This window comes from Streptomyces sp. NPDC087440 (assembly GCF_044744005.1).
Lineage (GTDB): Bacteria > Actinomycetota > Actinomycetes > Streptomycetales > Streptomycetaceae > Streptomyces.
Genome location: NZ_JBIUXN010000001.1, coordinates 925,320 through 943,538, shown reverse-complemented (window position 1 = coordinate 943,538; position 18,219 = coordinate 925,320). Strand labels below are relative to the sequence as shown.

14 protein-coding genes and 1 riboswitch are annotated in these 18,219 nt (G+C 73.5%); of the genes, 8 read left to right on the top strand and 6 right to left on the bottom strand.

Annotated features, from left to right (window positions below; genetic code table 11):
* Positions 1-43: 43 nt before the first annotated feature.
* Together ACIO3O_RS04275 and metE are read left to right on the top strand one after the other, a co-directional pair.
* Positions 44-1,417, top strand: coding sequence for a glycoside hydrolase family 18 protein (locus tag ACIO3O_RS04275; protein WP_401741652.1), 1,374 nt, complete (start codon positions 44-46; stop codon positions 1,415-1,417).
* Between the two features lie 103 nt (positions 1,418-1,520).
* A riboswitch (cobalamin riboswitch) is annotated at positions 1,521-1,738 on the top strand.
* A 167-nt stretch (positions 1,739-1,905) separates the two neighbouring features.
* Positions 1,906-4,221, top strand: coding sequence for a 5-methyltetrahydropteroyltriglutamate--homocysteine S-methyltransferase (gene metE, locus ACIO3O_RS04270; RefSeq protein WP_401741650.1), 2,316 nt, complete (start codon positions 1,906-1,908; stop codon positions 4,219-4,221).
* 36 nt (positions 4,222-4,257) lie between these two features.
* Here the strand turns inward: metE and ACIO3O_RS04265 are convergent, their stop codons facing one another.
* Positions 4,258-5,520 (bottom strand): FAD-dependent monooxygenase, encoded by a 1,263-nt coding sequence (locus ACIO3O_RS04265; protein ID WP_401741648.1) that lies wholly within the window; start codon positions 5,518-5,520, stop codon positions 4,258-4,260.
* A gap of 42 nt (positions 5,521-5,562) precedes the next feature.
* A complete protein-coding gene (locus ACIO3O_RS04260; RefSeq protein WP_401741893.1) occupies positions 5,563-6,159 on the bottom strand; it encodes a DUF6817 domain-containing protein in 597 nt (198 codons plus the stop codon).
* 202 nt (positions 6,160-6,361) lie between these two features.
* Between ACIO3O_RS04260 and ACIO3O_RS04255 the strand changes: the two genes are divergently transcribed.
* The gene (locus ACIO3O_RS04255) at positions 6,362-7,282 is read left to right on the top strand and encodes a LysR family transcriptional regulator (RefSeq protein ID WP_401741645.1); all 921 of its coding nucleotides are present in this window, start codon (positions 6,362-6,364) and stop codon (positions 7,280-7,282) included.
* Here the strand turns inward: ACIO3O_RS04255 and ACIO3O_RS04250 are convergent.
* Together ACIO3O_RS04250 and ACIO3O_RS04245 are read right to left on the bottom strand one after the other, a co-directional pair.
* A complete protein-coding gene (locus ACIO3O_RS04250; RefSeq protein ID WP_401741644.1) occupies positions 7,279-7,899 on the bottom strand; it encodes a hypothetical protein in 621 nt (206 codons plus the stop codon). The two genes, ACIO3O_RS04255 and ACIO3O_RS04250, sit on opposite strands and share 4 nt — an antisense overlap.
* A gap of 72 nt (positions 7,900-7,971) precedes the next feature.
* A complete protein-coding gene (locus tag ACIO3O_RS04245) occupies positions 7,972-10,932 on the bottom strand; it encodes a tetratricopeptide repeat protein (RefSeq protein WP_401741641.1) in 2,961 nt (986 codons plus the stop codon).
* 122 nt (positions 10,933-11,054) lie between these two features.
* On the opposite strand from ACIO3O_RS04245, the gene ACIO3O_RS04240 reads away from it, so the two are divergent.
* The 3 genes from ACIO3O_RS04240 to ACIO3O_RS04230 are packed head-to-tail and all read left to right on the top strand — an operon-like array spanning position 11,055 to position 13,229.
* Positions 11,055-11,360, top strand: coding sequence for a hypothetical protein (locus ACIO3O_RS04240; RefSeq protein WP_401741638.1), 306 nt, complete (start codon positions 11,055-11,057; stop codon positions 11,358-11,360).
* 48 nt (positions 11,361-11,408) lie between these two features.
* Positions 11,409-12,098: a HEAT repeat domain-containing protein gene (locus ACIO3O_RS04235; protein ID WP_401741636.1), complete on the top strand. Its 690-nt coding sequence runs from the start codon at positions 11,409-11,411 to the stop codon at positions 12,096-12,098.
* Positions 12,099-12,107: 9 nt separating this feature from the next.
* Complete coding sequence (locus ACIO3O_RS04230) at positions 12,108-13,229, top strand: HEAT repeat domain-containing protein (RefSeq protein WP_401741635.1); 1,122 nt, start codon at positions 12,108-12,110, stop codon at positions 13,227-13,229.
* Between the two features lie 60 nt (positions 13,230-13,289).
* Here ACIO3O_RS04230 and ACIO3O_RS04225 read toward each other — a convergent pair whose 3' ends face one another.
* On the bottom strand, positions 13,290-14,621 hold the full coding sequence (locus ACIO3O_RS04225; protein ID WP_401741632.1) for an MFS transporter: 1,332 nt from the start codon (positions 14,619-14,621) through the stop codon (positions 13,290-13,292).
* A 277-nt stretch (positions 14,622-14,898) separates the two neighbouring features.
* Complete coding sequence (locus tag ACIO3O_RS04220; RefSeq protein ID WP_401741629.1) at positions 14,899-15,792, bottom strand: LysR family transcriptional regulator; 894 nt, start codon at positions 15,790-15,792, stop codon at positions 14,899-14,901.
* A gap of 95 nt (positions 15,793-15,887) precedes the next feature.
* On the opposite strand from ACIO3O_RS04220, the gene ACIO3O_RS04215 reads away from it, so the two are divergent.
* Positions 15,888-17,123: a nuclear transport factor 2 family protein gene (locus tag ACIO3O_RS04215; RefSeq protein ID WP_401741627.1), complete on the top strand. Its 1,236-nt coding sequence runs from the start codon at positions 15,888-15,890 to the stop codon at positions 17,121-17,123.
* A 91-nt stretch (positions 17,124-17,214) separates the two neighbouring features.
* Positions 17,215-18,189, top strand: a complete 975-nt coding sequence (locus ACIO3O_RS04210) for a helix-turn-helix transcriptional regulator (RefSeq protein WP_401741625.1) — start codon at positions 17,215-17,217, stop codon at positions 18,187-18,189.
* Positions 18,190-18,219: the final 30 nt, after the last annotated feature.

Here is an 18,219-nt window from a genome sequence, read left to right as displayed (position 1 = left end):
CCACCTCTTGACCCTGCATGGTCCAGACCAATAGCGTCCGCACATGCGACGAAGACTCCTGAAAGGGTCGGCTCTCACAGCCGCCGCCTGCGTCACTTCGCTCCTCGCCACACTGGCCCCCTCCGCCTCCGCGGCCCCGGCGGTCCCGGCCGCCAAGCCGACGGCCCAGCAGGCCGGACAGCAGGCCGGACACGGTGACACGCCGTCCCTGCGTCGGGTCGGCTACTTCACCCAATGGGGCGTCTACGGCCGCGACTACCAGATCCAGGACCTGGACACCAGCGGCACCGCGGCCCGCCTCACCCACCTCAACTACGCCTTCGGCAACGTCGACAAGAGCGGCAAGTGCTTCCTGACGCCCCTCCCGGGCGAGAGTGACCCGTGGGCCGACTACCAGCGCCCGCTGGACGCCGCCAACTCCGTCGACGGCGTGGCCGACACCGACACCCAGGCCCTCGCCGGGAACTTCAACCAGATCAAGGAGCTGAAGGCCAAGCACAAGGGCCTCAAGGCCCTGATCTCGCTGGGTGGTTGGAGCTGGTCGACCAACTTCTCCGACGCCGCCCTCACCGCCGCCTCCCGCAAGGCCCTCGTCACCTCCTGCATCGACCTCTACCTCAAGGGCAACCTGCCCAAGGACGGCGTGCGCGGCGGCGAAGGAGCCGCCGAAGGCGTCTTCGACGGCATCGACATCGACTGGGAGTGGCCCGGCTCCGAGGGCGACGTCGACACCGTCCACCGCCCCGAGGACAAGCAGAACTTCACCGCCCTGGTGAAGGAGTTCCGCACCCAGCTCGACGCGCTCGGCAAGCAGAAGCGCAAGCACTACGAGCTGTCGGCCTTCGTTCCCACCGCCGACGCGAAGATCGACGCGGGCTTCGAAGTCGCCAAGATCATGAGGGACTTCGACTTCGTCAACCTCCAGGGGTACGACTTCCACGTCAGCGGCGAGAAGAAGACCGCCCAGCAGTCCGCGCTCTTCGCCCGGGGCGACTTCAGCGTGCACGGCACGGTCGAGTCCTGGCTGAAGCGCGGCGCACCCGCCCGCAAGCTGGTCGTCGGCATGCCGTTCTACGGTCAGGGCTGGACCGGCGTCACCGGCGGCGGCAACGGCCTCGGCAAGCCCGCAGCCGGACCCGCCCCCGCCAAGTGGGCGGCCGGTTACGCGGACTACAAGGAGCTCAAGCCCCTGGTGCAGTCGGGGAAGTTCAAGGTGCACCGCGACCTCCTCGCCGGTCACGCCTGGATCTTCGACGGCACCACCCTGTGGACGTACGACGACCCGCTGGTCCTCACCACCAAGGCCGCGTACGTACGGGCCCGGGGCCTGGGCGGCGCGATGGTCTGGTCGCTGGACGCGGACACCGCGGACGGCGAGCTGTACCGGGCGCTGGACCGGGGTCTCGGCCGCCGCTGACCGCTCCGGCACGGGGGTGCACCCGCGCGACGGGCACACCCCCGTGTCTCATGTCACGGTCCGGAATGTGAACTCCGGTCACCGGGCGCCGCCCCCGCCCCCTATGGTGGCCGGTGCAACTGGTTCGCCCTGCCCGCCAGGCAGCGGCGTCGCAAGAGGGAACCTGGTGGGAATCCGGGACTGCCCCGCAGCGGTGAGTGGGAACGACCGCCGTCATACGCACTGGGTCCGTACGGACCTGGGAAGCGACGGCCAGTAGGAGATCTGCCCCGGCAGAAGTGCTCGCGAGTCCGAAGACCTGCCCGTTGCCCGCACCCGACCGTTCGGGTGCGGACATTCCGGTGACCTCGTGGGCGGGTCGGCGTACACATCTGGCGGAACGACCTCTCCCCGTGGCGGAGTTGTCGGGTTCACCGGATGTCGTCATCCCTTCGCGTCCGCGTCCCGTTGCCGGGGTGCTCAGGAGTCATCTCGCGAAGGAGATTTCCGTGACATCGAAGTCCGCAGCCGCGGCAGCACGCGCCACCGTGTACGGCTACCCCCGCCAGGGCAGGAACCGAGAGCTCAAGAAGGCGATCGAGGGCTACTGGAGGGGCCGGGTCACCGCCGACGCCCTGAAGGAGACCGCGGCGGGTCTGCGCCGTACGAACTGGGAGCAGTTGGCCGGGGCCGGCCTCCACGAGGTGCCCACCGGCGACTTCTCGTACTACGACCACGTGCTCGACACCAGCGTGATGGTCGGCGCGGTCCCCGACCGTCACCGCGCGGCCGTCGCCGCCGACGCCCTCGACGGGTACTTCGCGATGGCGCGCGGCAACCAGGACGTGGCACCCCTGGAAATGACCAAGTGGTTCGACACCAACTACCACTACCTCGTGCCGGAGTTGGGCCCCGACACCGTCTTCGCGGCCGACTCCACCAAGCAGGTCGCCGAGCTGACGGAGGCCCTCGCGCTCGGCCTCGCCGCACGTCCCGTGCTGGTCGGCCCGGTCACGTACCTCCTCCTCGCGAAGCCCGCCCCGGGTGTCGCCGCCGACTTCGAGCCGCTGACCCTCCTCGACCGGCTGCTGCCGGTGTACGCCGAGGTGCTGGCCGATCTGCGGGCCGCCGGGGCGGAGTGGGTGCAGCTCGACGAGCCCGCGCTGGTCCAGGACCGCACCCCGGCCGAGCTGAACGCCGCCGCCCGCGCCTACCGCGACCTGGGCGGGCTCACCGACCGGCCGCAGCTCCTGGTGGCCTCCTACTTCGACCGCCTCGGCGACGCCCTGTCGGTGCTCGCCAAGGCCCCGGTCGAGGGTCTGGCACTGGACTTCACCGGCCCCGCCGCCGCCCACCTCGACGCGCTCGCCTCGGTCGGCGGGCTGCCCGGAAAGCGCCTGGTCGCGGGCGTCGTCGACGGCCGCAACATCTGGATCAACGACTACGAGAAGTCCCTCGCCACCCTCGGCACCCTCCTGGGCCTCGCCGACCGCGTCGACGTGGCGGCCTCCTGCTCGCTGTTGCACGTCCCCGTCGACGCGACCGCCGAACGCGACGTCGACCCGCAGGTGCTGCGCTGGCTCGCCTTCGCCAAGCAGAAGACCGCCGAGATCGTCACCCTGGCGAAGGGCCTCACCCAGGGCACCGGCAGCATCACCGCCGAACTCGCCCGCAACCGGGCCGACTTGGCTTCCCGGGCCAACTCCCCCATCACCCGCGACCCTGCCGTACGGGCCCGGGTCGACGCCGTGACGGACGCGGACGGCCGCCGCTCGGCACCGTACGCACAGCGCACCGAGGCCCAGCGCGCCGCGCTCGGCCTGCCCCTCCTCCCGACGACCACGATCGGCTCCTTCCCGCAGACCACCGAACTGCGCACCGCCCGGGCCGACTTGAGGGCGGGACGGATCGACACGGCGGGCTACGAGGAGCGCATCAAGACGGAGATCCGCGACGTCCTCGCCTTCCAGGAGAAGGCGGGCATCGACGTCCTGGTGCACGGCGAGCCCGAACGCAACGACATGGTCCAGCACTTCGCCGAACAGCTCACCGGCTACCTGGCCACCCAGCACGGCTGGGTCCAGTCGTACGGCACCCGCTACGTCCGCCCGCCGGTCCTGGCCGGTGACATCTCGCGCCCCGAGCCGATGACGGTGCGCTGGACCGCGTACGCCAACTCTCTCACCGACCGCCCGGTCAAGGGCATGCTGACCGGCCCGGTGACGATGCTCGCCTGGTCGTTCGTACGGGACGACCAGCCGCTCGGCGACACCGCCCGGCAGGTGGCGCTCGCCCTGCGCGACGAGGTCAACGACCTTGAGGCGGCGGGTACTTCGGTGATCCAGGTGGACGAGCCCGCCCTGCGCGAGACGCTCCCGCTGCGCGCCGCCGACCACGCGGCGTACCTCGCCTGGGCGACGGAGTCCTTCCGCCTCACCACCAGCGGGGTGCGCCCGGACACCCAGATCCACACCCACATGTGCTACGCCGAGTTCGGTGACATCGTGCAGGCCATCGACGACCTCGACGCGGACGTGATCAGCCTGGAGGCGGCCCGTTCGCACATGCAAGTGGCCCGCGAGCTGGCCTCGCACGGCTATCCGCGCGAGGCCGGACCGGGCGTGTACGACATCCACTCGCCCCGCATCCCGTCCGCCGAGGAGGCAGCGTCCCTGCTCCGCAAGGGACTTGAGGCGATCCCGCCCGAGCGGCTGTGGGTCAACCCGGACTGCGGCCTGAAGACCCGGGGCTGGCCGGAGACGCGTGCCTCCCTGGAGAACCTGGTGGCGGCGGCCCGTACCGTACGCGCCGAACTGGCCCAGTAGCGGGCCCAGTAGCAGGCCCGGTCGGGAGGGGAGGCCTCACGCCTCCCCTCCCCCGCCGTCCGGGAGGTCTCCCCCGTAGTCCGGGAGGTCGATGGCGTCGGCGGGCGGGTTCGTGAACCGTCCGGCGAGGCCGCCGACCCTCGGGCTCGCGGCGATCCCGGCGAGCGTCCTGAACACCTCCACGCCCGCCCGGGTCTTCGGGTGCGCGACGAAGGGCGCGGCCTTCGGGACGCGCTGGGCCTGGGCGACGTACGGCCGCATGATCGTCTCGTACGAGCGGAACGCGACGCGGTGGTCGGCGTGCCGGGCGAGTTCGCCCGCCAGGACGTACGCGCCGACCAGCGCCAGGCTGGTGCCCATGCCGCTGAGCGGCGAGGCGCAGTGGGCGGCGTCGCCGAGGACGCCGATCCGGCCGTGCGACCAGCGGGGCAGGTGGAGTTGTCCGACGGCCTCGAAGTGGAAGTCCTCGGAGGCTGCCATGCCGTCGAGGACGCGCGGGGTCTCCCATCCGGCGTCGGCGTAGTGGCGGCGCAGGAACTCCTGCTGGGCGGCGGCCGGGAGGCGGCGCAGGGCGGGGGTCCTGTGGTCGGGTCCGGCGCCCGGGCCGGGGCGGGAGAGGAAGGAGAGGGAGGCGCGGGTGGTGCCCTGGTTGTCGGGGCGCAGGAGCACCACGCGGCGGCCGGGCGCGTTGTACCAGCGGGCCCAGCGCCCGTCGGAGGCGGCGCGCGGGATGGTGAAGTAGGCGGTGCACAGGCCGAACGAGCTGATGCGGGCCCGGTCGCCGAAGACGAGGTCGCGGGTGCGGGAGCGGAAGCCGTCGGCGAGGACGACGAGGTCGAAGTGCCGGTCGGGGCCCTGCCGGAAGGAGACGTCCACGCCGTCGCCCGTCTCCGTCTGGTGGAGAGCAGTGATCTCGTTGTCGAAGACGTACTCGGTGTCGGCGCGGGTCTCCTGGTGGAGGAGGTCGGCCAGTTCGCCGCGGAGGATCTCCAGCTCGATGACGAAGCCCTCACCGCCGAGGGAGTCGGCGCCGAAGGTGGCGCGGGTGCGGTCGGCGGAGTCGACGAAGCGCAGGCCCTCCTCGTGGGTGAGCCGCTTGCGGGCGGCGTCCTCCAGCCCCATGCGCCGGACGACGGTCCGCCCCGCGCCGCGCAGGTCGACGGTCTGGCCGCCGCCGCGCAGCGCGGGGGCGCGCTCGACGACGGTCGGGGTCATGCCGTGGCGGCGGAGCCAGAAGGCGAGGGCGGGACCGGCGATGCTGGCGCCGGAGATGAGGACGGTGCGGGGGGTGGGGGGCATGGAGGTCAGGCTACCCGTGTTTAGGTAATCAAATTGCCAATATTATTGATGACCTGGGGTGCTCGCGGAACCCAGGACCATGACGCAGTCGCTGCGGGCGGCAGGGCTGAGCAGGGGGCCGAACCGGTCGAAGAGGTCGAGTAGTTGGGCCCCGTGACGGGCCCTGAAGGTGGCGTCGACGCAGGCGATGTCCAGCTCGTTGGCGGCGGTCAGCTCGGCGAAGTCCCGCTTGTCCTGGAGGCCGGGGACGCGGGCACGCCCGGTGAAGCGGTCCGTGAAGGGCGCGTCGGGACCGGCGAACCCGGGGTAGGTGGCCCGGCGGTCGCAGCTCGCGTAGAGGTGGACGAGGGCCTCGGCCTCGGGGCCGATCGCGGCGCGCAGGCGGTCGCGCTGGTCCTGCCTGTCGGGCGGCAGGAGGCTCGGGCCGAAGCCGTCAGTGCCGTAGAAGGCGTGGCAGAGGCCTGCGAGTCGCAGTACGGGCCGGGCTCCCCAGTCGGCGAGCCGCTGGTGTACGCGGTCGAGGTGGGCGAGGAGGGTGCCGCCGGGGTGTTCGAGGGAGTCGGCGCCGAGACCACGGAGAAGCTGCCGGGCGGCGCGCTCGGGGGGCGACTCAGGGGGCAGGGGAGGCACGGGGGTCACAGGAGGCACGGGCAAACCCCTTTCCGTACGTCGACACGCTTGCGGGCGGTCGGCACCCGGCAAGCCCCGCCCACCGCCTAGAACAGTGCGCGGGACCGGCCGGGTTGCCGCCTCGGGCCCTGGAAAGGATCGTCCCGCGCCCACAACTCCCAGTCAATCCTAGGGTTTTCTTGCCCGCCCCCAAGCTGTAACTTGACCACCCATGACCCTCGACGACCTCCGTGTCTTCGTCGCCGTGTGCCGCACCGGCAGCCTCAGCGAGGTCGCCCGCGAGCTGTCCTGCACCCAGTCCGCGGTGAGCCAGCACGTCAAACGCCTGGAGCGGGAGACCGGCCTCGCCCTCCTGGAACGCCTGCCGCGCGGCGTCGTCCCCACCCCCGCCGGCCAGCTCCTCAACGGCGCGGCGGCGGGCGGCCTGGGCGACATCGACCACGCCCTGCGCCTGCTGAAGGAACAGGTGCACGGCGAGGGCGGCTCGATACGGATCACCACCGGCGCGACGACGGTCCGGCACTTCATGTCGGAGGCGGTGGTCGACTTCCGTCGCCAATTCCCCGCCGTCAGGCTGGAGTTCAGGACCGCGACCTCCAGCCGCGCCTGCTTCGACGCACTGCTCGCGGGCGGCCTCGACCTGGCCTGGATCACCCTGGGGGAGCCCGTCCGGGGCATCGAGCAGCGTCCCGTCGTCGAGCTTCCGTGGGTGCTGGCCGTCGCCGCCGACGACCCCCTGGCCGGCAAGTCCCGCATCTCCACGGCCGACGTGGCGGACGTACGCCTGATCGCCCTGCCCGAGAACGCCACGTCACGCTCCCGGCTGGACTCCTGGTTCGCGGCCTCCGGCGTCGAGCCGACCTCGGACACCAGCGTCGCGGACTGGGACACGGCGATCCTGCTGGCCGAACTGGGCCTGGGCCACGCCGTGGTCCCCGACCTGCCCGCCTGGCACGGCCCCGCCCACCCCCGCCTCCACCTGATCCCCCTCCCCGAACTCCCCCCGCTGTGGACGGGCTGGGCGGTACGCCGCTGGGAGGCCCTGCCCCCACTGGCCCGCTCCTTCGCGGACACGGTGGAGGAGAACTGCGCCCGCACCTTCCCCGCCGGGGGCGACACCGCCCGCCGCTAGCCGACCCGCCCCGGCCCCGCGTGCGTCAGCAGGAACTCGGTCGCCCGCGCGATGGCCTCCGCCGAGGTGCCGTACGCGGCCGCCGACTCCTCCTCACGCTGGTCGGCGGCCGTGGCGGCGTACCACCAGGCGTCCGCGTCGGGGTCGTGGTGGATCACGGCGCTGCCTCCCGCGTAGGCGAGCGGAATCGACTCCCCCGAGGTCCGCTTCACGACCGCGTGCGGCCACTTCAGCCGGGCCGACTGGCGCTTCAACCCTCCCCAGGCAGCGCCGAGTTGCACGTACGTCGCGCCCGTGCGCCCGGCAGCGGTGGCGGCGCTCTCGGCGAGCCGGTCGACGGACTGCTTGGCCTCGTACAGCGACCGCAGCACCGCGAGCTGCACGTCGGGGGCGGCCATGAGCACGGGGTCGAGCTCCTTGCCCGCGGCCCGGTAGGCGGCGGCGCGGGTCGAGATGCCCCGGGCGAGTTCCCGTACGGCGTCGAGCACCTTGTCGTCCATGGCGAGCGAGTCGTCGAGGGCGGGCTCGGCCCAGGCGGGCTCGACCTGGGTGGTCACGGTCGGCCAGAAGTCGGGGTCGGCCTTGTCGGGGGTGGGGATGAGCGTAATGTCGTCCATGCGACAAGAATAACTGTCACACATCGAAGCCGACAAGTATTTCTGTCGTACGGAATTTTGCGGCGGCCCTCATCACCCCCGCCCACCGGGCAGCCGCTCCAGGATCCGCAGCAGCGGGCCGACCGCGCGCAGGGTCCACGTGCGACGCCAGGCGACTCCCTGCCGAGGCCCGACCGCTCCCTGCCCCTCCTCGTCCGGCACTCCGCGTGCCTGCGCGGCCTCCACCGCCGCCACCGCCCGGTGCAGCACTCCCACCCCGCCGATGACCAGGCGCGGGCTGGGGCGGAGCGCCAGCACCGACGCGACGTGTCCGGCACGGCCGGGCCAGCGGACCTGGTCCGTGTACAGCGCGACGAGGCGGATCGCGGCGGTCACGGCGGCTCGGTTGGCCGGGAGGTGCTCGCGGAGCAGGTCCACCACGGGGCGGGCGATCGCCGACTCGGCCTCGGCCTCCGGCAGGCCCAGGTGCCGGACGAAGGCCTGGGTCAGGTCGGCGGTGGCGTCCTCGTGGCGTCCGGCGTAGGCCCGTACGACGGCGCGTCCGCCCAGGCACCACGCACGGTTCGGTTCCACGGCCAGCACACGGGTGAACTCCCTTTCTGCCAGCTCCAGTTCACTCGCGTGCCAGGCCACCCAGCCGCGCATCGCGGACGTGTGCACCTCCCAGTCGCCGATCTCCGACGACCGGTCCAGCTCGGCCAGCGCCTCCGCCTCGCGGCCGCCGAGCCCGTACAGCGCCCAGGCGCGGAGGCTGTACGGCCAGCCTGTCGCCCGGAGTTCGCCCTCTTCCGGAGCAAGGGCCCGGTCGATCTCCACGAGAGCGTCCGCGTACCGGCCGTAGTCGAGCAGCAGAGCCGCCAGGTAGGTCCGGCACTGCCGGTCCTCGGCCCGCTCCTCCTCCAGCTCGGCGGCCCGGCGCATCGCCTGTTCGGCCTCGTCCCAGCGGTCCAGGTCCTTCAGGCAGCGGGCGCGTTCCATCTGAGCGGCCGGATAGGAGGGGTCGACGGCCAGCGCCCGGTCCGCGTCCGCCAACCCCTCCTCCGCGCGCCCGAGTTCGCGCATCACGTAGGCCCGGTTGGCGAACGCCCAGTCCTGGCGGGGGTCCAGCGCGACCGCCCGGTCGAAGTCGTCGAGCGCTTCGTCCCGCAGTCCCGCGTGCAACTTCATCCACCCCCGGAACGCGTGGTGCTCGGCCCGGTCCGGCGCCACCCGCACCACCTCGTCCCACGCCGCCAGCGACTCCTCCGCCCGCCCGGCGTCCAGCAGCGTGCGCGCCAGCCCCTCCCACCCGTCCACGCTCTCCGGGTCGAGAGCGACCGCCGCCCGGAAGTCGGCCAGCGCCGCTTCGTACCGCTCGGCACGGGCGTGCAGCCGCCCGCGCACACAATGGACGCGCAACCGTCCGCCCGGTGTCGGCCCCCGCCCCGCGAGCAGCTCGTCCAGCACCTCCGCACGGTCACCCCCCGCCAGCCGCCGACCCCATGCCGCGAGCTCCTCCTCTCCCCCGTCCTCCCCGGCCCGCGCCAGGAGTTGGACCCAGCGCCGCAGCATCCCCTCCCCCTGCTCGCACGCCTCCGCCACCTCCACCAGCGCGTCGGGCAGTGCGCGGCGCGGGTCGGCGCACAGCAGGTGGTAGGTCTCCCCGGCCCGCTGGTCGCGCCACTGCGCGTCGCCCCCGTACTCCTCCTCCGCCAGCACCTCCTCGCGCCGCTCCCGCCCCGCCCGGAACAGCTCCGCCAGCGCCTCGTGCGCCTCCCGCCAGCGGGCGGGCGAGGTGGTGCGCTGGTGCCGGAGCATCGGGGTCCGTACGACCTCGTGGTACCGGCAGCGACCGCCCCGGTCCGTGACGAACGCCAGCCGCCGCACCCACCCGTACTCCTCGGCGGCCTCCGCCGGCACCACCGCCCGGAAGACGTCCTCGTCGAACTGCAACGGCAGCGCGCAGGCGAGGGCCGCCGCCCGGCGCGCGGGGTCGTTCTCCCACTTCAGGAAGCGTTCCACGGCCGTCCCCGACGGGTCGTCCACCGCCTCGGCCGAGCCTGGCCGCGCCTGCGCCAGCGTGTGGACGAGCACGGGCAGCCCGCCCGACAGGCGCAGCACGACCTCCACCACCCGCTCGTCCGCGATGCCCTGGAGCGCCAGGAGCGACCTCGCCTCCTCCTCCGTGAACACCTCCAGCGGCACCTCCGCCACCAGGTCCAGCCAGTCCCCCCAGCAGCGCGCGTCCAGCCGCCCCTGCCCGGACAGCACGAGCTGTACATTCGCGGGCAGCTCCCCGTGCACCTCGTCGAACGCGATGTCGCGGAGCCACGCGTCGAGCGCGGGCCCGGTCCGCTCGTACACGTCGAAGAACAGCACCACCCACGGCCGCTTGCGCGCCGCCTCCGCCAGCTCCTCCAGGAAGACGGGGGTCAGGGTCCGTACCGGATCGAGTACGAGTCGTACGTCGTCCTGCGACCGGAGCCGGGACCCGAGCGCCGCCCGCAGCCGGTCCGCGCCCTGGGCCACCTGCTGCGGGTCGACGGCCCCGACGAACGCCCCGAGGCCGGGCACCATGCCGAGCCCGACGAGACCGACCTGCGCGGCGACGGTCGAGGAGGGCGAAGGCGGCGCCAACTCGCCGTCAGGGCCGGGCACTTCGGGACCCGCCGGCGGGTTGGCCGCCCCCTGCGCCTCGTGCAGCCGCTGCCGGTACGTTTCCAGTTGCCTGCTGAACCGGCGGAAACCGGCCCCCTGCCGCCCGAGCCGTTCGGCCACCGCCTCCATCGCCTCGACGGGGCTGTGCACGGTGTCGTCGACGTACGCGGTGGCGGCCCCGCCCCGGGACTGGGCCAGTTCCTCCCACTGCCGCAGCAACGAGGTCTTGCCGACGCCCGCGTTGCCCCGCACGTGGAAGAGGAAGCGGAAGTCGTCGGCGGCCGGGTCCCGGCCCAGGTTCTCCCGGAAGGCGTCCATCTCGGCACGCCGCCCCACGAAGCCGCTGCGCCGCCTGCGCCGGACCAACTCCTGCCGGGACAAAGGCCGTTCTGCCATGTGCGCCCACCCCCGTGCCCAGTATGGACGGTCGGCGGGGCGCGCGGCCGTACGCTGCGGATGGGGCAGGAGTTCACTTCGCGGCCACCTTGCGCGCAGGCCCCGGGCGTAGATTTCCCGGCGTGGACATACCTGTCGACCTTCCTGTCGCGCTCCGCTGGCTGTTCGCGGCCCTGGCGCTCCTCCAGCTCCTCGCCGTCGTCGCCGTCCTGCGCCGGATGCGGCACCTGCCCGACCCCACGGCGCGTGCCGTGGCGCGGTGGGACCATCTCGAAGCCGTCGGCTTCCTGGCGGTCCCGGTCGGTCTCCTGCTGGGCAGCGGGGTGCTCGGCCTCGGCGGCTTCGTGCTCGCGTGCGTGGCCGGTTCCGTGAAGGGGGTGCGCTTCCTGCGGGGCCGTCGGTCGAAGCGGCCGGGTGCCACCGCTTGACCTTGACACGGTGACAAGGTCTTCACTGTGGCGCAGGAGGTGGTCCCGATGACCATGGCACAGCAGGATCAGGAGCAGGAGCAGGACACCGCGCGGGTGCTGCGCGCCCTTGCGGACGACCGCACCGCGGTGCGGCTGCGGGCGACGATGGCGGTGGGGACGGCCCCCGCCCCCGACTACGTCGACACGCTCGTCGTACGGTGCGCGGACGAGCCCGACTTCCAGGTGCGGGAGATGCTGACCTGGGCGCTGACCCGGCACGCGCCCGACCTGACGGTCCCGGCCCTCGTCGGCGAGCTGCGCTCGGAGCGGGCGCAGGCCCGCAGCCAGGCCCTGCACACCCTGTCCAAGATCGGCGACCGGAGGGCCTGGCCCGCGATCACGCGGGGTTTGCTCACCGACGCGGACGACGAGGTCGCGCGGAGTGCCTGGCGGGCGGCGGTCGCTCTCGTACCGGAGGAGCAGCGGCCGGAACTGGCCGCAGTATTGTCGACACAGCTCGGGCGCGGTCCGCGGGCGACGCAGCTGAGCCTCAGCCGGGCGATGATCGCCCTCGGCGAGGTGATCGTGCCGTCGCTGGCGGCGGCGGGCACGCACGCCGACCCGGGTGTGCGGGCGCACGCGCTCGCCACGGAGCGGTTGCTGCGTGACCCGGAGGCCGAGTCCGCGTTCACGGTCTACGCGATCGAGGAGGCGAAGCGCGTCGTGGCCCTCGGCCCGGACGCCCAGGAAGGGTGAGGTGTTGCGGTGCTGATCGGTGAGGTGGCGCGGCGGTCCGGGGTCAGCGCGCGCATGCTGCGGCACTACGAGTCGCTGGGCCTGGTACGCCCTTCGGACCGCACCGCCTCCGGCTACCGGGAGTATGCGGCGGACGACATCCGTCGGGTCTTCCACATCGAGAGCCTCCGGTCGCTGGGGCTGTCGCTGCGGGACGTCGGGCGCGCGCTCGACGACCCCGGGTTCACCCCGTCGGAGCTGGTCGCCGACCTGATCCGGCAGACCCGGGAGCGGATCACCGCCGAGACGGAGCTGCTCGACCGGCTGAGCCGGATCGACGCGGCCGGGCCCGCGGCCTGGGAGGACGTGCTCCAGACCACCGCGCTCCTCCAGGCGCTGGGCTCCAAGAGCGCGGGCAGACGCCAGAGCGCGGTCCTGGCCCCGGGCGCCGAGGACACTCCGCTGGACGCGCTGGTGGAGGCCGCGCTGAACGAGCGCGAGCCGAACGTCGCCGGTGCACTGCGCTGGGCCCTCGCCCGGTCGAACGAGAGCCCCTCCCCCCTGCTGGCGAAGGGCCTCGCCTCCTCCACGGCCGAAATCCGCAGACGCGCCGCACGCACCCTCGCCGCGATCCCGGACGACGAAGCGACCGCGTTGCTCCGGAACGCCCTGACCCACCGCGACCACACCGTCCGCCGCATCGCCGCACTGGCCCTCGGCACCCGCGGTGTGCCGGAAGCGGTACCGGTCCTCCTGGACATGGTCGTGCAGGGCCGCAACGACGTGGACGCCGCCGACACCCTGACCACCCTGGCCCACCGGTCCGCAGACCCGGCCGACACCTCGATCACCACGACCGCACCGACCACCGCGATCACCTCGACCACACCGACCACCCTGGCCGCCCGCGAGGCGGACACGACCGACACCCCGGCCACCCCGAGCCCCCTGGCCGACCTCATCGCCGCCGGGCTGGTCGACCGCGTGGCCCGCAGCGCCAAGGACCCCCTCGCACGCCGACGTCTCACCCAGGCACTCGCGGACATCCCCGGCCCCACCGCCCTCCAGGCCCTCACCGCCCTCACCCAGGACGACGACCCCGGGGTGGCCGTCACCGCGACGTACCTCCTGGGCAGGCGTACCACGGACTGACGGCAACCCGGCCGGACCCCCGGCGGGGCGACGCGCCCCGCCGGGCGCCCGGCCCGCGGCTCAGCCCCGTGCTTCCTCCGGCAGTACGATCCGCCACGCCACCACAGCCGCCGCCAGCAGCCCCGCGAGCGCCAGCCCGCTCGTGGTCAGGAAGGCGTCCGGCCCTTCCGGGGCGCGTGCGAAGCCGACCCCCACGTAGAGGGTGACCCCCGCGGCCCCGCCCAACTGGTCCGCGGCCCGTTGCACGCCGGAGGCGATCCCCGCGTCGGCCTCCGTCACGCCGCTCACCGCGACGTACTGCAGCCCGACGATCCCGAGCCCCATCCCCGCCGCGACGCACACCATGGCAGGGATCATCGCCGCACCGCTCGCCCCGTACCGGGACACCAGCGCGACGAGGATCATGGCCAGCGCGGTGAACCCGATCCCGCCCAGCACGCAGACGCGCGCACCCCACCTCCCGAGCAGTCGGGGCACCAGCACCGACGCCGCGATGAGCGACACCGCCAGCGGGAGCATCGTCAGCCCGGCCCGGAGCGGGCCCGCGCCCAACCGGTTCTGGAGGTAGTACGTGAACAGCAGGAAGGAGGTGGACAGCGCCGCGCTCACCAGCGCGGTGGCGGCATTGGCCCGCACCCGCGGCCGGTTGCGGAACAACCGCAGCGGCACGAGCGGATCGGGCGAGCGCCGCTCGACCCGCACGAACAGCACCCCGGCCGCCACCGCCCCGGCAAACGTCACCGGCGACAGCCACGGCACAGGACCGTCACCCTCACCGGCACTGACGACCCCGTAGGTGAACAACAGCGGCCCCGCCACCAGGAGGAGCGCCCCGGGAAGATCCAACACACCGGTGGCGCAGGGCTCTTCGGCCGGTACGAGGAGGGGCACCGCCACCAGCACCACCAGCAGGAACGGCACCGCCACCAGGAAGATCCACCGCCATCCGAGCAGCTCCGTCAGGAACCCGGAGACCACGAAGCCGAGCACGAGCCCGCAGCTCGCGATCGCCGCCCACACGCTCAACGCCCGTGTCCTGCGCGGCCCTTCGGGGAACAGCAGCACGATGACCGCCATCGCCGCCGGAAGCGCGACCGCCTCCCCGACGCCCTGCAACAGCCGGGCGAGCACCAGCACCCCGAACGAGGGCGCGAGCCCGGCCAGCAGGGAAGCGGCCCCGAAGAGCGCGGTGCCGCACAGCAGGACCCGCCGCCTGCCGAAGACGTCGCCCAGCCGCCCGCCGAGCATGAGCAGCCCGCCGCCGGTGATCGTGTATCCGACCACGACCCAGGTCAGCGCGTGACCATCCACGCCGAACTCGGCGCCGATCGAGGGGAGGGCGACATTGACCACGGTCACGTCGACCGCGATGAAGAACTGCAGCATGGCCATGCAGCACAGCACCAGCCACGCACGCGCCGGGGACGACGTGCCCCGGCGCGGAGGAAGGATTCCTGGAATCACGAAATGCTCCGTTGCTCGGAATCAGAAGGAGTTCTGACGAGCAGCACGGAAGTGCCGCTCCGATGCGATCTCGGAGCGACGGCGCGTTCACACGCTCACACGGGTGGGACGCTCCGCCGCTAGCGGAGCGTCTTCGTCACAGCGGAGCAGGCAGCACAGGCCGCGCAGGAAGCAGACATGCGAACGACCGTACCAGCACCGCCCCTCACTCCCCGAACGGGGCAAAAGCGGTGCCCAGTTGGGTGAGGAGCGCGTCCGTCGAGGGGTGTGGGTCGCGGGTCGGGGTGAGGGCGTAGACGCCCCGGGTCGGCGGGTCGACCAGCTCCGTCGCCACCACGTCGGGCCGCAGTGCTCCCCTCAGCACACCCGGGACCAGGGCGACGGCGTGCCCCGTCGCGACCAGCGCGAGTTTGCCGAGCAGGTCGGCGGCGGCGAGGTCGATGCGGATGTCGGCACCGGCGCGGGCCGCGTGGCGGCGCAGGAGGGCCGCCGAGCCGTCGTTGTCCTCGGCCCAGGTCTCCTCGGCCAGGTCGGCGATGCGCACCGGTCCGCCACCGGCCAGCCGGTGGCCGAGCGGGAGGACGACGGCCATCCGGTCCAGGCCGAGGAAGCGGCGTACGACTCGGGGGTCGTCCGGCAGCCCCGGCGGCGCGTCCGTGACGACGACCAGGTCCAGGTCCCCGGCGGTCACCCGCTCATGCAGCTCGGCGCTCAGGCCGGGCAGCAGGCTCCAGCGCAGCGGCCCGGTCTCCGTCAGGAGCCGCCGGATCGCCTCGGGGACGATGCCCGCCGCGAGCGAGGGGGTGGCGCCGACCGTCAACGGACGGGCCAGGGCGCCCTGTTGGGCCTCGCGTGCGGCCCGCACCGCCCGGTCGGCCTCGTTGAGCGTGACCTGGGCGTGGGTGCGGAAGGCCGCACCGGCCGGTGTGGGGCGCACCCCTCGCGCATGGCGCTCCACCAGCGGGACGCCCAACTCCCTTTCCAGTCCGGCGATCTGCCGGGACACGGCGGACTGGGTGTGGTGCAGTTCGGCGGCCGCCGCCGACAGCGAGCCGAGTCGGCACACGGTCACGAAGGTCCGCCACACGGTCAGGTCCATGGCCCCAGTATGCGGCGGAGCCATGCGTCTTCCGCAGGGCAGGTCTGCGGAATCTGCGCTTGTCGCAGTTCCTACCCTGCGGAACGCTGACACCCATGACGAACACCGCCGCACCGCGCACCATCGCCGTCCTCGGGCTGGGAAGGATGGGCTCCGCGATGGCCGAACGGCTGTCCCGCGACGGGGACGTGACCGGCTGGACCCGGTCGGGCCGCGCCTCCGCCCCCTTCCCCACCACCGACGACCCGAACGAAGCCGTGGCGAAGGCAGACCTCGTCGTCCTCGCCCTGTTCGACGGCGCCGCCTGCCGCGAGGTGCTCGCCACCGTCGCGGGTGCCCTCCGTACCGACGCGGTCGTCCTCAACACCAGCACCGTCTCCCCTGCCGAGGCGGCGGAACTGGCCGCCTCGCACCCCCGTTACGTCCACGCCCCCGTACTCGGCTCGGTCCCGGCCGTCGTGGCAGGCGGGCTGAAGATCCTTGCGGCGGGTGATACTCCGTCACTTGAGCGTGTACGACCCGTACTTGAGACCCTGGGTACGGTACGGGAGTGCGCCGACGTCCCCGGCGCGGCCGCACTGAAGCTGATCGCCAACAGCAGCCTCGCCGGTGCGGTCCTCGCCCTGCGCGACGCGCTGCGTCAGGCCGACGGGCTGGGCCTGTCCCGCGCCCAGGCCTTGGACGTACTCGAACTCGGCCATCTGGGAGGGCTGGTGGCCCGCAAGCGCCCGCTCCTCGCGGACCGGCCCACCGCGACGGCCGGGTCCGGGGCAGGGGCCGGGGCAGGCTCCGGGTCCGGGTCCGGGTCCGGGTCCAACTCCGGTGAGGACGCCCCCGCCGACTTCACCATCGCCGCGCTCGCCAAGGACCTGGCCCTGCTCGCCGACGCGTCCGGTGTCCCCCTGCCCGCCGCCGCAGCCCTGGCCGCCGCCCCCGCCGCACCCGACGCCGACATCGCGGTCGCCGCCACGGTCCCGGCCGCGCCCGAACCCGTACTCCGCCCCCTGCGCGCCTACCTGCGCGGCCACGCCACTGGCGAACCGGCCCATTTCCGTGCGGCGTTCCTGCCGTCGGCCCATGTGGAGGGCATCCGCGACGGCGCGCTCGTGTCGTGGCCCCTGGACGCGTACTGCGAACTCTTCCCCGGCCACCCGGCCCCGGACGAGGCGAGCCGCTCGCGCCGCATCGACTCGGTCGAGGTGCACGGCACGGTCGCGACCGCCACGATGACGCTCACCCACGGCCCGGACACGTTCACGGACGTCTTCCTGCTCGTCCGCACCGGCGACGCATGGCACATCGCCAACAAGGCGTACCACCGCCATTCCTGACGGATCGTCGGACGCCCGTCCCCGTCCGCTGCCGGGCCGGGGGCCGATCAGAGGCGTCCAGCGCCCTCACCCCGGGCCTTAGGGTTCGGGCATGCGTGCCGATCGACTCGTCTCCCTGGTCCTGCTGCTGCGCCAGCGCGGGCGGTTGTCGGCGACCGCGCTCGCCCGGGAGCTGGAGGTGTCCACCCGGACCGTGCTGCGCGACATCGAGGCGCTGTCCGCGGCGGGCGTCCCGGTGCACGCCGAGCGCGGGCGGCACGGCGGTTTCGCGCTGCTGCCCGGCTTCCGCACCGAACTCACCGGCCTGAACCACGACGAGGCCCTCGCCCTCCTGGTCGCCGGGTCGCGGCGCGGCCCGCAGGCGTTCGGGCTCGGTTCGGCGCTCGCCTCGGCCATGCTCAAGGTGGTCGACGCGCTGCCCGAGAGCCAGCGGGACACGGCGGCGGGGGTGGCCGAGCGGCTGCTCGTGGACCCCGGGACCGACCTGCTCGCCCGGCGGCAGGACGCCGACGACGTGCCCGGCCCGATCGCCGCCGAGGTCCGGCGCGCGGTCCTCTCCGGGCACCGGCTGCGCATCCGGTACGAGGCCGTGGGCCAGGCCGCCGAGTGGCGCACCGTGGACCCGGTCGGGCTGGTCACCGTACGCGAACAGACCTACCTCCTCGCCACCCGCGCCGGGGCCGACCGCACCTACCGGCTCTCCCGGGTCCGGGCCGCCGAGGTGCTCGCCGAGCCCGCCGAGCGCCCGGAGCGGGTCGACCTGGAGCGGGCCTGGCAGGAGCGCAGCCACCGGTTCCGCAACGGCGGCGACCGGGTCACCGCGCAGGTGCGGGTGGTTCCGGAGCACCGGGAGCCGCTGGTGGCCACCGCCCTCGCCGTGCTCACCGAGGAGCCCGAGGCGGACGGGCGGCTGCGCCTGGAGGTGGCCTTCCAGGACGCCCGCCACGCGGAGTGGGCCCTGTGGCAGCTCGCCCCGCACGCCGAGGCTCTGTCCCCGCAGTGGCTGCGCACGGCCCTGCACGACCGCGCCGCCTCGGTGAGCGCCCACTACGGGGCACGTTCCTGATGTCGTACGGGTGCGTGGGTACCGGCGCTG

What these genes read in the sequence shown, in the direction of transcription:
- ACIO3O_RS04265 (WP_401741648.1), bottom strand. Translation starts at nt 5,520, where the DNA reads ATGCCCCCCACCCCCCGCACCGTCCTCATCTCCGGCGCCAGCATCGCC.
- ACIO3O_RS04225 (WP_401741632.1), bottom strand. Translation starts at nt 14,621, where the DNA reads ATGGCCATGCTGCAGTTCTTCATCGCGGTCGACGTGACCGTGGTCAAT.
- ACIO3O_RS04220 (WP_401741629.1), bottom strand. Translation starts at nt 15,792, where the DNA reads ATGGACCTGACCGTGTGGCGGACCTTCGTGACCGTGTGCCGACTCGGC.
- ACIO3O_RS04210 (WP_401741625.1), top strand. Translation starts at nt 17,215, where the DNA reads ATGCGTGCCGATCGACTCGTCTCCCTGGTCCTGCTGCTGCGCCAGCGC.
- ACIO3O_RS04215 (WP_401741627.1), top strand. Translation starts at nt 15,888, where the DNA reads ATGACGAACACCGCCGCACCGCGCACCATCGCCGTCCTCGGGCTGGGA.
- ACIO3O_RS04255 (WP_401741645.1), top strand. Translation starts at nt 6,362, where the DNA reads ATGACCCTCGACGACCTCCGTGTCTTCGTCGCCGTGTGCCGCACCGGC.
- ACIO3O_RS04235 (WP_401741636.1), top strand. Translation starts at nt 11,409, where the DNA reads ATGACCATGGCACAGCAGGATCAGGAGCAGGAGCAGGACACCGCGCGG.
- ACIO3O_RS04250 (WP_401741644.1), bottom strand. Translation starts at nt 7,899, where the DNA reads ATGGACGACATTACGCTCATCCCCACCCCCGACAAGGCCGACCCCGAC.
- ACIO3O_RS04245 (WP_401741641.1), bottom strand. Translation starts at nt 10,932, where the DNA reads ATGGCAGAACGGCCTTTGTCCCGGCAGGAGTTGGTCCGGCGCAGGCGG.
- ACIO3O_RS04275 (WP_401741652.1), top strand. Translation starts at nt 44, where the DNA reads ATGCGACGAAGACTCCTGAAAGGGTCGGCTCTCACAGCCGCCGCCTGC.